The organism is Psychrobacter sp. JCM 18903 (assembly GCF_000586475.1).
GTDB lineage: Bacteria > Pseudomonadota > Gammaproteobacteria > Pseudomonadales > Moraxellaceae > Psychrobacter.
In genome coordinates, this window is sequence record NZ_BAWJ01000007.1 from 73,160 (window position 1) to 88,039 (window position 14,880).

A 14,880-nucleotide genomic window follows, 5' to 3' on the forward strand; every position below is an offset into this window, starting at 1 on the left:
ATGTAATTTTGATATTGAGAGTAAACTTAATATGATAATGAGTAAATCGTATTATCTCTATAGCAAATGAAAAAATTAATAGCTAAAAGTAGTATCAGATCCAAAATCGAAAACAAAAAAAAGACCTTGCATCACGACAAGGTCTTTTTACTATTCTAAGAAACTATTAGATAGATTACTTAGGGTTTACCATATCAGCAGGAATAACCCACTCATCAAACTGAGCTTCAGTTAGCAATTCTAGCTCAACTGCAACTTGCTTCAAAGTTTTGTTTTCTTTATAAGCAGTTTTAGCGATTTTCGCTGCATTTTCATAACCAACATGACGGTTCAATGCGGTGACTAGCATTAATGAGTTATGCAAAAAGTCATCGATTTTATCTTTTACTGGCTCGATACCAACCGCACAGTTTTCGTTGAAGCTGTTGCACGCATCACCAAGTAGCTTGATAGATTGCAATAAGTTAAAGGCAATCACTGGCTTATAGACGTTTAGCTCAAAGTTACCTGATGCGCCCGCCATGCTGATCGTTACATCGTTACCCATCACTTGAGCGACAACCATAGTCATCGCTTCTGACTGAGTTGGGTTCACTTTGCCCGGCATGATAGATGAGCCTGGCTCATTTTCAGGAATCGTCAACTCGCCCAAACCACAACGAGGGCTGATGCCAACCAACGTACGTCGTTAGCGATTTTGTTTAAGCTAGCGGCTAGCGTTTTTAGTGCACCTGACGCAAATACTTCAGCATCACGGGCGGCTAGTGCTTCAAATTTGTTTGGTGATGTGACAAATGGCAGTCCAGTCAAGGTTGACAGCTGCTCAGCTGATTTTACTGCGTAGTCAGGATGGGCGTTTAGACCAGTACCAACCGCTGTACCGCCTAGTGGCAATTCATATAGACCTTGTAGCGCGTTATCGATACGAGTCAATGAATGGTCAAGTTGACTTACATAGCCGCTAAATTCTTGACCTAAGGTCAAAGGCGTGGCGTCTTGTAAATGTGTACGACCAATTTTAACAATGCTATCGAATTCTTTGGCTTTTGCAGCTAGTGTATCGCGTAGTGCTTTTACGGCTGGAATCAATAAACCGTTGATTTCACGAGCAGCGGCAACACGAATCGCCGTTGGGAAGCTGTCGTTGGTAGACTGTGCATGGTTTACATGATCATTTGGGTGAATTGGCGTGTAGCTGCCGCGCTCAGAACCAGCGATTTCGTTGGCACGGTTGGCTAGTACTTCATTCATGTTCATGTTTGACTGGGTGCCAGAACCTGTCTGCCATACAACCAATGGGAACTGATCCGTTAGACCACCATTGATGATTTCATCAGCGGCTTGCACGATTAAATCGCGCTTGTCAGCGTCGATACGCTCTAGGCCAGCATTGGTGATTGCAGCGGCTTTTTTGACCAGTGCCATTGCTTCAATCATTGGACGTGGCAAAGTCTCGCCACCGATTTTAAAGTTCTCACGGCTACGCTGAGTTTGCGCACCCCAATAAGCGTCAGCTGGGACTTCCACGTTGCCCATGGTATCTTTTTCGGTACGAGTTGCCTGATTCTGTGTCGACATAACTACCCTCTTTGATGGTTTGTTGTATAGCTGCTTCGAAAAAAGTGCAACACACGCTGCACATAAAGGAAAATACGCTGTAAAGTGGCGTTATGATAGCATGACTAGACCGTGTTGAATATTCACAAATAGCCATTGCTGCTCTCTACAAGCAACAGCCATCATCAATTTAATACATTATGGGATAGTCTATCTATGCATCCTGAGTTAAAACATTCTGAGTTTCAGACATCTACCGTTAGCAATCCGCCGAGACGGCAATTTACCCGCCAGCGTCGTCAGTTAACATATGGCGAGCGCAGCCAATACGCGCGCATGGCAAGTTTGCATTTAGTTAAGTTGCAACAGCGCTTAGCACCGCGTGCGCGTATTGGTTTATATTACGATGGCTTTGGCGAATTACCTACTCAGCCAATATTGGACTGGTGTCAATGCTTAGGCTATTTACCTTATTTACCAGTCGTCGGCTCGCTTGGTCGTGCCAGCAATGGCAGCGATGATAAACATCTACGTTTCGTACCTGTTTATCAATCAAAGCTGTTAAATGTACCGACGCGCATTCATAGCTTAGGGATGAAGCAAAACCATCATCGCCGTCTACTTTGGGCGCGCGAATTGGATGTGATTATTTGTCCGCTCGTGGCAGTAGACCTAAACGGCAATCGTATGGGCATGGGTGGCGGCTTTTATGACACTACGTTAGGTAAAGGCTATCGGTCAGGGGCGAAAAAGCCGTTAAAAATTGGTTGGTGTTATGACTTCCAAGTAGTTGAACAATTACAGCGGCAACCGTGGGATGTGCCACTAGATGGCTTAATTACACCAAGCGGCATAAGGTGGTTTTAATGAAAGAGGATAAGCAAGCGATGGATACTAACTCTAGCGCTCATCATGTGGACGAGTATTTGCAAACGTTAGGTAGCGAGGACGCTAGAGAGTTGCGTTACTACAGTCAAGAGCAGTCTTTTAGCGCTGATGAGCTAGCACGGCTAGTCAATGAAGAACGCTTGAATGAGCTGATGGCGCAAAGCGATGCGTTTTTGAGTAGTTTGAATGATGGGATTAAAGATTTTGAAAATGACAATAAATACCCATAGAGGATTTGCAAAGACAACAATGAGCTACTTTCGCTCAAAACCACTAAGGGTAGTTTTTGCTATCTTGTGGATCATTTTCGTCGGTCTTATTATCACTTTAGGTTTTAGCACAGACCCCTATTTACTTCACGTTCAGAATATTCCTCTTCCGCATCCCTATCCTATAGAATTAGTCGTTATATTAATAATAGGAATGCTGTTTCATTTAAGCTTACTGGTGACTATGGATGTATATATGGATAGTCGCTGGAAGTTTTTCACTATGCTGGGGACTAGCATTTTATTTTTATTTGGTTCCGGTATGATGGCGATGCATGCACCGCCGTCATTAGGTGGGATGATTTTTTGGACGTTTTTTTCCTCTTTACTATTTTTATTGCTTTGCTTTTGGCAGGTCTGTTTATTTGTTTTAAGGCGATTTTTTCGTATAGAATCAGTTTAATAACAAGGTAATTGATATTTTAAAGCTGGGTTAAAAACCCAGCCTACACCAATCTCTACTTAACTTTGATAGCCTACAACACCATCGCCGCAATCCAACCAAATATCAATAATGGAATGTTGTAATGCAAGAATGTCGGCACCACACTGTCCTTGATATGGTCATGCTGGCCGTCGATGTTTAGACCAGAAGTGGGTCCAAGAGTCGAATCTGATGCTGGAGAACCTGCATCACCGAGCGCGCCAGCCGTACCAATAATCGCCACGGTTGCCAATGGCGAAAACCTAACGAGATACATAGCGGCACATAAATCGCGGCCAAAATAGGAATGGTTGAGAATGACGAACCAATACCCATGGTCACAATTAAACCAATTAACAGCATAATAAATGCAGCTATCGCTTTATTACCTGCGAATAAAGACGCAGCACCATCAACCAATGGTTGAATTTGTTCGGTTGCTTTCATCACTTCTGCAAAGCCTTGCGCGGTAATCATAATAAAGCCAATCATCGCCATCAATTTGATACCGTCATTAAAGACTGTATCGGCTTCACTCCATTTAACGACGCCCGTCGCCATAAAGACGCCAAAGCCAAACATCGAGCCAAGCAAAAGTGAGTCGGTATACATCTGCACCACAAATGCCGTTACAATTGCGGCAAGCGCCACCAATGTTTTCATCTTGCTTTGTGTTTGCGCACTAGCTGCGGTTTTGCTTAACGCGTCACCCTCTAATACCTCATCATGCGCAGCTTTATCAAGTGCTAGCTGCTGATACTGGCGCGGTTTACGGTAGCTGATAAATACGGCGACGAGCAAGCCTACGAACATACCCAAAGCTGGAATTGCCATGCTTTGGTGACTGAGATGTTACTGATATCGACACCTGCTTCACCGACGTTTTTCAGCATGATTTGATTGAGATAAATATCGCCAAAGCCATACGGAATAAACATGTAAGTATCACAAGACCAAAAGTCAGTAGACAAGCAATTAAACGTCTATCGATGTGCATGCGATTGAAGGCGAGTAATAATGGCGGTACTAGCAATGGAATAAAGGCAATATGAATAGGGATTAAGTTTTGGCTAAAGCAGCTCATGGTGATTAAGCCTGCAAACAGCATGTATTTAATCATTCCACTCGTACCACCCGCATCAATGCGTTTGATCACCGCCCCTGCCAGTGACTGTGGCAATCCTGAATGCGCAATCGCCACTGCAAAAGCCCCAAGCAGCGCATAGGACAGTGCAATTTGTGCGCCATTTCGGATACCTTCTTGAAAGGCATTCAAAGTATCGGTCATACCCAAACCAGCGATGAGTCCACCTGCCAGCGCACCGATTAATAAGCTGAGTACCACGTGTACACGCGCCAAAGACAGCCCTAGCATGATGACGACTGCCAGCAGTACCGCATTGATGGTCATATATTGCCTCTTATTCTGTCTGATTAAGACCTATTAATATCTCATGGATGATGGATATCACCCTCGCCTCTAAACCGCTTGACGCTAAAACCACCGTTTAAGACGCGCGTCAGTTTACCTTATTTTGCACACAAATCCTACGCACAGAACCCAATAGGTATTAGCTACGCACTTCTTACCCATGCTCTGTATACATTAAATGTCACCTGTTATTTAAAATTATGGATAACAATATGACTCGCAGTCTTTAGATAGATATAACTATTTTGCGCAGATAAGCGTGTGACTTTGCCTACAAGCCTTGCAATTTTATCGGTGAGCACCATTTATCTAAACATGAACCACGAACTTGACTTTACAAGTCTGGTGAACGAGGAAGAATATATGAGTGAACATAAAATTGCCCAAGACAATATCGACATCGATGTCGACGTTTCATCTACTGTTGCTGATGATCAGGAGCGAGACAGCGCGCCTAACGATACGACAGGTGATGTAGCTGCAACAGCTGATCGCGTTGAAGATGGTGATAGCAAAGATAGTGATGATAAAGATAATGAAGACAAGGACAACACTATTGAAGACGATGACGCAAAAGACGATAGTATAAAAGGTGACGGTACAGAAAACTATTTACCACTACTGGCATTGCGCGATGTTGTCGTTTATCCGCACATGCAGATTGCCTTGTTCGTCGGTCGTGAGCCATCGGTAAAGGCCGTTGAATTGGCACAGGCTGAGTATGGCAATAAAGTCTTGGTCGTGGCGCAAAAAGACTCGCTGACTGAAGACATCGATCAAGATAACTTGTATCAATACGGTACGGTTTGCCGCATCGTCAGTACCATGCCGCATGACAGTGATGAGAACTGCATCAAAGTATTGATCGAAGGTCAATATCGTGCCCGTGTTGATGACATCGAAAATCATGATGACTTATTAATGGCAAGCTTTGAGCGTGCTGACCTTGATGTCAGTATGGATGAGAGCCAGCAGAAAAACACGATTCAAGCATTAACCACACTGTTTGAAAGCTATGCGGATGCGCGTCTGCGTAATGCTCGCGAGCTGACTCGTGTGGCAAAACGTATCGATGATTTGCTTGAGCTGGTTTATTTCATCTCAACCCGTGTGTCGATGGATTTAGATATTAAGCAATCATTCTTAGAAAATGATGACCTTAAAACCCATATCAATACCTTAACCGAATATTTGGTTAAGCAGAGTGCTGAACAAAATATCGAGCAAGATATCCAAGAAGCGGTCCGTCAGCAAATGGAAGACAATCAGCGCGAATACTTCTTAAACGAGAAGATGAAAGCCATTAAAAATGAGCTGTCAGATATGAATGACGGCGCCTTCGATGGTGAAGATGATGTGGCTGAGCTAGAGCAGCGTCTAGAAGATGCTGACTTGCCAGAAGATGTGCGTAAAAAAGCGGATCAAGAGCTGAAAAAGCTCAAGATGATGCCACCTGCCTCATCAGAGTCTTCCGTGGTGCGCAACTATATTGAATGGATTTTGGACACACCGTGGAATGCCACAACCAAGGTTTCCATCAATTTAGAAAAAGCCAAAACGGTATTGGACGAAGATCATTACGGCTTGCAAGATGTGAAAGATCGCATCTTAGAATACCTCGCCGTGCAATCAAGAGTGAAAAAACTTCGCGGTCCGATTCTTTGCCTAGTCGGTCCTCCAGGTGTTGGTAAAACCTCATTAGGCGAGTCGATTGCCCGTGCGACTGGTCGTAAATTTGTACGTATGGCGCTTGGCGGCGTGCGTGATGAAGCGGAAATCCGTGGTCATCGCCGCACTTATATCGGCGCGATGCCGGGTAAAATTGTCCAATCACTGGCCAAAGTTGAAGTTAAAAACCCGCTGTTCTTATTAGATGAAATCGATAAGATGGCGCAAGATTTCCGCGGTGATCCAGCCTCAGCATTGCTTGAAGTGTTAGATCCCTCACAGAACGATACTTTTAACGACCATTATTTAGACATGGACTTAGATTTGTCGCAAGTGATGTTTATCTGTACTGCGAACAGTATGGATATTCCGCCTGCCCTGCTTGACCGTATGGAAGTCATTCGTCTACCGGGTTATACCGAAGAAGAAAAGGTCAACATCGCGCAGAAATACTTGGTGCCAAAAGCCATTAAGAATAACGGTCTCAAAGAAGGCGAAATTGAGATTGTCGAAGCGGCGTTGCATAGCATCGTGCGTAGCTATACGCGTGAAGCTGGTGTGCGTAACCTTGAGCGTGAAGTGAATAAAATCTGCCGTAAAGTGGTTCGCGGTTCGGTTGAAACTCATGGCGCACGTGCTCCGAAGAAAGCAGAACGTCAGCTAATTGTGGTCGATGACAAAAACATCGATGACTATCTTGGTGTCCATCAGTATGACTACGGTCTGGCAGAAGAAGAGCCTGAGATTGGTCGTATCACTGGTCTTGCGTGGACACAAGTCGGTGGTGAGCTACTTACTATCGAAGCGGTGGCGATGAAAGGTAAAGGCGAGCTGAGCTTTACTGGTTCGCTCGGCGATGTGATGAAAGAGTCGATTCGCGCTGCGATGAGTGTGGTGCGTGCTCGCGGAGACAGTTTGGGTATCGACTACGAAACCTTTAAGACGACTGATGTCCACGTCCATATGCCAGAAGGTGCCACGCCGAAAGATGGCCCATCGGCTGGTGGTGCACTAACGACGGCGCTAGTCTCCGCCTTAACTGGCATTGCCATTCGTCCAGATATTGCGATGACAGGTGAGATTACCTTACGCGGTAAAATCCTACGCATCGGTGGTCTAAAAGAGAAGCTACTTGCTGCGCATCGCGGTGGTATCAAGCATGTGTTGATTCCAGCGACCAACGAGCGTGACTTGGCCGATATCCCTGATAACGTTAAAGCTGGTCTAACTATTCAGCCAGTAGCCACGATTGATGAGATATTAAAAGTTGCTTTGGTCAGTATGCCAGTGCCGCTTAAACCAGCTAAAGTGACGGTTGATAAAACCTCAAGCAAAGCGTTGCATAACTAATCTGATTAGTTACTAATCCAGTCTTATAAATCAAAAAACCGCTCATCATAATGATGGGCGGCTTTTTTTGGCAAAAATAAAGAACACTCTTAATAATACCTTATGCTATATTTTAGACAAATGTTTATTAATTAGGAAAGTGCAATGTTAAATCATTTAAGGGTACCTCTAGTTGTAATAAGCACATTACTACCCCTCGCTTTGTTAGGCTGCCAAACCAACAACCTTAATCATTCAGCACAAACCAGGACCGTCATCGACGATAAAAACTGGTCAGCGACCACGCTCGAATCCAGACTGTTTCAAACCACCACAAAATATGAGTGGCAATTAACCTATGTCAGCGATGATAAGGGTCGAATCAAGGCTTTTAACCAAAAGCTGCCTTTGATAATGGAGGTACATCCAAGCCTTTTAACATTTACAGAAGGCTGTCAACGTCACCAAGTTTCTTTTGATATGTGGTTACCATTACCTTACCTTTACGGGCAAATCAATGTCAGCGAACCATCTGATAACTGCACCACAGTAAACCATTCAATTATCGAAAACTTGAGTAATAAAAACACAATCAAAAACAAAACAGGAAATGTCGTAAATAGTGTTTTTATACCCTATTCAGATACAGCTTTCAGATTTGATCCAGTACTAGCAAACTCTGCACAGAGTTCTAACAAGACATTAAAACAGCTGGCTCTAAAAACCAATAAAGGAAAAACACTGATTTTTTCGGGTACGCCCAAGCCTGAATATCCTGTGGCGGGCATACCGCTTATCAATGAATTATTAGAGCGATACCAATGGCGTCTTATTAGTGCAACTGACGATACCAATAAAACTATTAATAAATTTAATCGTCCAGATGTACCTATTACTGCAAACTACAGGCTTGGTTCACATGATTATAGCAATCCTCAGCAAAGTAGTTTTAGCCAAGGTATTGGATTTTCTGTCGGATGCAATGGGGCTGGTGGGTCTTATGCTTTATCTACTAATCAAACGTTGCTAATTGGTGGCAACCCTTCAACGATGGTAGGGTGTGGTGATGACATTGATGATATTGAATCAAGTCTTAGCCGCCTAATGCTTTATAGTTCTAGTCAGTTAACACTGATCAATCTTGATACGCAGAGAGTATCTAATCCTTCTGATAATTCTGAATCCAGCTATCTCCTTACTCAAAAGTTAGAATCAGGCGAAACTTTAGTATGGCAAAACGAAGTAAAGAAAATACCGTAAACAATTTTCAAACCCATACGATACTTACATTTATTAACCGATTGTTGCGCATTTGATGAATAACTATATCTAATCCTTAGCTATACTGATGACGACACTAACGAATGTTTATAGAAATCAAAAGGTATTTATCTATAAACCTTCAAGAGTTAGCTTCTTATCAAAAATAACTAAATATTAAAAATAATTGGAGATAATAATGAATAAGACGATGCTTGCAAGTGCGCTATTATGTGGTTCAGCGTTAGTAATGACGGGTTGTCAAACCGTCGAAGGTCAAATGCAAACTGGCAATCCACTTAGCCAACCTGCCTTAAAATCTACTATCAATGCAGTCGCTGGTAATAAAAATGAAGTGGGTCAAGTATTCTTACGCCCTGTGGATGGCGGCGTACAAGTTTACGGTAAGCTGATGAATTTGCAGCCGGGCAAGACAGTCTCACTACATATCCATGAAACGGGTAGCTGTGCTGATATGGGTAAAGCGGCAGGTGGTCACTTTAATCCAGACAATAAGCCTCACTCTAATCCTGACGATATGAATGGTCATGCTGGCGACTTGCCTAACCTGACTGCCAATGCAGATGGCGTGGCTACTATTAACTATGTGAATAAGAAAATCTCTGTCGCTGATGCTGGTAAATATAGCGTTAATCGTCTAGCCTTTATCGTGCATAGCGGTGCTGATGACTATACTAGCCAACCAGCTGGTAATGCAGGCGACCGCGTTGCTTGCGGTATCATCGAAAAGAACTAATAGCATATGAACTTAGCTGTTATTGATATCACAAATATGAATAGCACAAAAAACCTCTTAGATTCTAAGAGGTTTTTTTGTTCAAAATTTTATAGCTTAAAACAATATGGGTGATACAGAATCTCATATATTAACAATCAATCATCAAGATAAAAGGTAAAGGAGACTTACTCCTCTACCCACTTGCCATTACGCCAATACACACCCCAACGTGTGGCCTTGCCATTTTTCTCAGAGCCGATATATTGCTCCTTCTTCTTACGTGACCAGCGCAAAATGGTGGGATTACCATCTGGATCTTCATCTGGACCTTCAAACAAATACTGGAATTTATCTTCCATTTTATCTTTGATTTCGCGTAGCTCAGCCAGCTTGGGTGCGCGTGTCTCGCGTACTTTCGGGAATTTAGACGCTGCCAAGAACATCCCAGCTGCCCCTTCACGCAAGATAAAGTAATCATCGTGCTTGGTTGATTTCAGCTCTGACAGATGAATAGGATCCATGCGCGGCGGTGCGGCTTCGCCTGTTTTTAGCACTTTACGGGTGTTATCACATTGCTGACAAGCGAAGTAAGGACCAAAACGTCCCGTCTTTAGCTCCATTTGTCCATCGCACTTATTACAGTCAATGGTTGGAGAATCAGAGCCAGGCACTTCGAACTTGCCTTCTTCTAAGACATAACCATCACAATCAGGATTGTTACCACACACATGCAGTTTCAGACCGCCATCGACGATATAACCATTCATTGCCGTGCTACATTTCGGGCAACGCTTTTTCTCCATCAAATCGCGAACTTCTGCCGCTTCATCATCACCTTCTGCCTCATCAAGATTGGCAAAAGCTTCGACGGGCATTAAGTTCTTAGTGCCTTTACAGCGCTCTTTTGGCGGTAAATTATAGCCAGTACAACCTAAGAATACACCGTTGAGCCAGTACGTAATTGCATTGGACGATCGCAAAGATCGCAATGCACGTCTGGTACGTCAGTGGGATCATTTGGACGCATACCGTCTTTTTCTTTGGCGCGATCAAGCGTTGTTTTGAAGTCGCCATAGAAATTATCGAGGACATCTTTCCAATCTGTATCACCTTCTGCCACATGGTCAAGCTTGTCCTCTAGCGCGGCGGTAAAGGTATAATCCATCAAATCTGGGAAGCTTGCGGTTAGTCTGTCGGTAACGATATCACCCATTTTTTCAGCAAACAGGCGCTTGTTCTCAAGCTTCACATAGCCGCGATCTTGAATGGTCGAGATGATAGAGGCGTAAGTCGATGGACGACCGATGCCTTTTTTCTCAAGCTCTTTCACCAAACTTGCCTCGGTATAGCGCGGTGGCGGCTTGGTGAAATGCTGACTCGGATCGAGCTTATCTAGTATTAATTTATCGCCTTTTTTCACGTCCGGTAATAAGGTATCGTCAGTTTTTGCCGGTGGCATAACCTTGGTGTAACCATCAAATACTAACGTACGACCACGTGCTTTTAACTCGACATCATTGGCAGCGACGAATAGATTCACTGACAAGTATTTTGCTGGCAGCATCTGACAAGCGACAAACTGCCGCCAAATCAGCTCGTACAGGCGGATGGCATCACGCTCAACCCCTTTAAGCTGCGTTGACTTCATATTGACGTTAGAGGGACGAATCGCCTCATGCGCCTCTTGTGCGCCTTGTTTGTTGCCGTAGAAGTTTGGCTTTTCGGGTACGTATTTTGCGCCATAGCTGTCTTCGATATAGCCACGTACCGCAGCAAGTGCATCACCAGATAAGAAAGTCGAATCGGTACGCATATAAGTAATATGACCCGCTTCATATAAGCGCTGTGCCAAAATCATGGTCTTTTTAACTGAAAAACCAATCGCGTGCTGGCTGCTTGCTGCAATGTCGAGGTGATAAATGGCGCACTCGGACGCGACTGCGTAGGCTTCTCTTCACGCTCTTTGACGATAAAGTCACTTGAGTTAAGAATTTCTAAGACTTTATCTGTCTGCTCTTTATTAACGAGCTTAAGCGTTTTGCCGCCTTGCTTGGTCGCCTCTAAGCGAATCGCAATTTGCTCAGCGTCCTTTTTGCTACTGGCAACGTGAGTATCGGCATGAATTTGCCAATACTCTTCTGGTATAAAGGCGCGAATTTCATGTTCTCTTTCTACGACCAAACGCATAGCAACTGACTGGACGCGACCTGCAGAGAGACCGCGAGCAACCTTTTGCCACAGCAGCGGCGATACCATAAAGCCAACGACACGGTCTAAAAAGCGCCGTGCTTGCTGGGCATTGACACGGTCGATATCAAGTTTGGAGGCTGCTTAAAGGCATTTTGAATGGCGGATTTGGTAATCTCATTAAAAACCACGCGCTCATACTTACTGTCAGCGCCGCCGATGACTTCTTTAAGATGCCAAGCAATCGCCTCCCCTTCTCTATCCATATCCGTTGCCAGATAGATTTTGTCAGCGTCTTTGGCTAAGGCTTTAAGCTCTTTGATAACCTTAGTCTTGTTAGGTAATACTTCATAAACTGCTGCCCAGTCATGTTCTGGATCGACGCCCATGCGCCGTACCAAGGCTTGCTGGGTTTTTTCTTCTTTGCTTAGACTGTCATCTTTTTTAGTCGTTGTTGGTTTTTTTGCACTTTTGCTTGCGCCAACTGGTAGATCACGGACATGACCAATACTGGAGCGCACGATAAAGTCATCGCCAAGGTATTTATTGATTGTTTTTGCCTTGGCAGGTGATTCTACAATCACCAAAGACTTGCCCTTTGGACTGCCTTTGGGATTACCAGCAGCGGGCGCTGGACTTTTTTTGGTTGCGGTTTTTGCCATATGTGACGACACCATTATTATATGAGTAAATTAAAAGTAAGAATAAATACAGCAGCATGGCAATTTATAATTGTGAGTTATAGTAGCGCGGTGAATCATTATAGTAATAGCTGCTTAAAAAAAACGTTTATAAAACAAACAATAACCATAAGATAAAGAGTCAGTTATAAAGACGTTACACTGCTAAGCGTTACACTGTCAACTGTAAATGACTGAGAGTTTGCCAAAAGTGCTTGCATATTGCTTATAAATGGAGATTAAAAAATTATTTTCTACCTTGTAGCCGTTTTATAGGCGCTTTTGCATCTCTGACGCCCATTGTTCAAGCTGTTTTTTGAGCACCAACAAATCTGCTTCAATCAATTTTTGCTGATAAGCGGGATTGGATGAAGGACGCACATAAGCGATATCTTCCCAATAAATCACGATACTATTGGCCTTAGTCAGCAAACCTTTAACAAACGGCTCAATACTGATTGGCAAGTCTAGCGGCGCTTTATCCAAGCTAAAATTGGTCTTCTTGATAATCGTATTATTAGTGCTGTTATTAGCACGAATCGCACTTGGAATCGTGAGCTTAACATCATCTTTGCTTGTATCGACAAAACTACTATCTGGTCTCCATTGCCCATCAATCACTTGATAGCGCGTGTGCGGCAGCTGCACATTATCTAACACTAAACAGTATTGACCTAACATTCCACGCCCATATTCGTTGTCTTTACCTTTGATCCAATCAGGGCAGCTCACCAGCTTTGGATTCAATTGTAAGCGACGCGCGGTCATGCGCAGCTTATCCAAACGCTGATCGATACCGTTAGGTTTGAGCGCATCATACTCCCTAATACAAATAGTACAATGATAACGCCAATGAATGTTCCCATGATGGTCCGGCCTTTTGGATAAATGAAAATGTACTAAAAAATAAAACCGCTACTATCTATACAACGGGCTACAACAAAGACAGTGATTGCCCAGCTAACTATAAAAAAGCCATCATTGATTGTTTGAGCAGTCACTTTTTAACCAGTCATTTTCTAACCAGTAGCGTTCTAATGAGCGGCTGTTTCACGAATGATTATCTAAATACTGGCTACTATATAGAAGCTTATAATGAGCACGAACCGTTAAAAATCAAGCATGATGAATTGATAACCACCAATCACTCACGTTTTCGAATCTCGATGGCTTGGCTATATGTGCTAATAGATCAAACACTTAACTCGAATAAAAAACAGCATAATAACGAGATACAAAAAAGTTGTCATCATCAAAAAGTGCTATGATAAACCATAATTTTAAACGCGCGCAGGTTTATTATGAATTATCTTCTTAAGCGAAACTCATCGACCGCTTCACTAGCGAGCAAATGTGTCCATAAACTCATGAGTAAAACTGGGCTTACCCTCTCGCTAGTAGGCGCTGCATTATTTACCCTATCAGGCTGTGCAACGACGCAAAATCTTACCCCGCAGCAATGTCAGGAAAGCAACTGGCAAGAAGTCGGCTATGCTGATGGCTTACAAGGCGTTCAGGTGCTTATTTCGGTCATTATGCTGATAGCTGCGCAAAGGTAGGTGGTCCCCTGCCCAACCGCATACAATGGGAGCAAGGGCGACAGCAAGGTCTCAAAAGCTACTGCACCGAGCTCAATGCTTATAAACTTGGTCGCGAAGGCTACGACTGGCAGCCCGTTTGTCCGCTCGAAGGCATCGAAAAGCTAGAAGAAGCTTACGCGCAAGGACGTTACTACTATATCCGTCAACGTGATCTCGATTACCTACGTTCGCCTTATCCGTTTGGCTACGGGCCTGGGCGCTTCGGTTACGGCTATCATCCCTTTGGCTATGGCTGGTAAAAAGAAAACCCCAATGAGTACTTAATTTGAGGTTTAAGTACTCATTGAGGCTGGAGAAAAGTTTATTATTTTTGTTTTATTATTATATTAGCTACCTTTTTGATGGTTGGCTATCTAGCAAACATCATATGATAATCACGTCTTTTATAGACTCGCCTTATTCATTGACAAAGGCTATCTTCGTAAGTCCTGCTTGACTGGCAGCGGCTAGCACTTGAGCGACCGTGTCATATTTACTGTCTTTGTCAGCACGCAATTGTACAGAAGGGTCTTTACCTCCAGCACTTTGCTGTTGTAACCGTGCCTCTAACTCCTCCATGCTAATCGCATCGCTGTCCCAAAATATCCCTGCGTCTTTATCGATGCTAATTTGAATAGCCTCTGGTGGCGCCTCATTTAACGCAGCACTGGTCTTCGGCAACTCTAGTGGCACTGTCGGATTCAGTACGGTCGCCGTCAATAGAAATATAATCATCAATACCAGCATGATGTCGATAAGCGGAATGAGGTTCATCTCACTCATACTTTGACTGTCATCATCACCCAATTGAAATGCCATAATTACTCTCAATACATTTGGTTATTCGCAATATAGCTCGCTTGACTA

General features: G+C 43.6%; 10 protein-coding genes and 3 pseudogenes. 8 read left to right on the top strand and 5 right to left on the bottom strand.

What is annotated here, in order from left to right:
* Window positions 1–175 precede the first annotated feature (175 nt).
* Window positions 176–1,578: pseudogene (gene fumC / locus TT12_RS06500) on the bottom strand (class II fumarate hydratase).
* A gap of 195 nt (window positions 1,579–1,773) precedes the next feature.
* Between fumC and TT12_RS06505 the strand changes: the two are divergent.
* Genes TT12_RS06505 through TT12_RS15415 form a run of 3 tightly spaced genes read left to right on the top strand, consistent with a single transcriptional unit; the run spans window position 1,774 to window position 3,117 of the window.
* A complete protein-coding gene (locus TT12_RS06505) occupies window positions 1,774–2,424 on the top strand; it encodes a 5-formyltetrahydrofolate cyclo-ligase (protein WP_045453192.1) in 651 nt (216 codons plus the stop codon).
* Window positions 2,424–2,675, top strand: a complete 252-nt coding sequence (locus TT12_RS06510; protein ID WP_045453196.1) for a hypothetical protein — start codon at window positions 2,424–2,426, stop codon at window positions 2,673–2,675. The genes TT12_RS06505 and TT12_RS06510 overlap by 1 nt, the downstream gene beginning before the upstream one ends.
* Window positions 2,656–3,117: a hypothetical protein gene (locus TT12_RS15415; protein WP_201605078.1), complete on the top strand. Its 462-nt coding sequence runs from the start codon at window positions 2,656–2,658 to the stop codon at window positions 3,115–3,117. Before TT12_RS06510 ends, TT12_RS15415 begins: the two co-directional genes overlap by 20 nt.
* Before the next feature lie 73 nt (window positions 3,118–3,190).
* Here TT12_RS15415 and TT12_RS06520 read toward each other — a convergent pair.
* Window positions 3,191–4,543: pseudogene (locus TT12_RS06520) on the bottom strand (Na+/H+ antiporter family protein).
* Window positions 4,544–5,155: 612 nt separating this feature from the next.
* Between TT12_RS06520 and lon the strand changes: the two are divergent.
* From lon to TT12_RS06535, 3 genes are all read left to right on the top strand, one after another.
* On the top strand, window positions 5,156–7,588 hold the full coding sequence (lon, locus tag TT12_RS06525; protein WP_045453357.1) for an endopeptidase La: 2,433 nt from the start codon (window positions 5,156–5,158) through the stop codon (window positions 7,586–7,588).
* A gap of 144 nt (window positions 7,589–7,732) precedes the next feature.
* Complete coding sequence (locus TT12_RS06530; RefSeq protein ID WP_201605080.1) at window positions 7,733–8,827, top strand: META domain-containing protein; 1,095 nt, start codon at window positions 7,733–7,735, stop codon at window positions 8,825–8,827.
* Between the two features lie 199 nt (window positions 8,828–9,026).
* Complete coding sequence (locus TT12_RS06535) at window positions 9,027–9,584, top strand: superoxide dismutase family protein (RefSeq protein ID WP_045444459.1); 558 nt, start codon at window positions 9,027–9,029, stop codon at window positions 9,582–9,584.
* Between the two features lie 167 nt (window positions 9,585–9,751).
* On the opposite strand, the pseudogene topA reads toward TT12_RS06535, so the two are convergent.
* Window positions 9,752–12,415, bottom strand: a pseudogene (gene topA, locus TT12_RS06540) (type I DNA topoisomerase).
* A 288-nt stretch (window positions 12,416–12,703) separates the two neighbouring features.
* The gene (locus tag TT12_RS06545; RefSeq protein ID WP_243443444.1) at window positions 12,704–13,201 is read right to left on the bottom strand and encodes a hypothetical protein; all 498 of its coding nucleotides are present in this window, start codon (window positions 13,199–13,201) and stop codon (window positions 12,704–12,706) included.
* A gap of 599 nt (window positions 13,202–13,800) precedes the next feature.
* Between TT12_RS06545 and TT12_RS16870 the strand changes: the two genes are divergently transcribed.
* Together TT12_RS16870 and TT12_RS16875 are read left to right on the top strand one after the other, a co-directional pair.
* Entirely contained in the window at window positions 13,801–13,992 is a 192-nt protein-coding gene (locus tag TT12_RS16870) for a hypothetical protein (protein ID WP_243443445.1), read from the top strand.
* 20 nt (window positions 13,993–14,012) lie between these two features.
* Window positions 14,013–14,273 (top strand): DUF2799 domain-containing protein, encoded by a 261-nt coding sequence (locus TT12_RS16875; protein WP_243443460.1) that lies wholly within the window; start codon window positions 14,013–14,015, stop codon window positions 14,271–14,273.
* 157 nt (window positions 14,274–14,430) lie between these two features.
* Here the strand turns inward: TT12_RS16875 and TT12_RS06560 are convergent, their stop codons facing one another.
* Window positions 14,431–14,832, bottom strand: a complete 402-nt coding sequence (locus TT12_RS06560; protein ID WP_045444454.1) for an ExbD/TolR family protein — start codon at window positions 14,830–14,832, stop codon at window positions 14,431–14,433.
* Window positions 14,833–14,880: the final 48 nt, after the last annotated feature.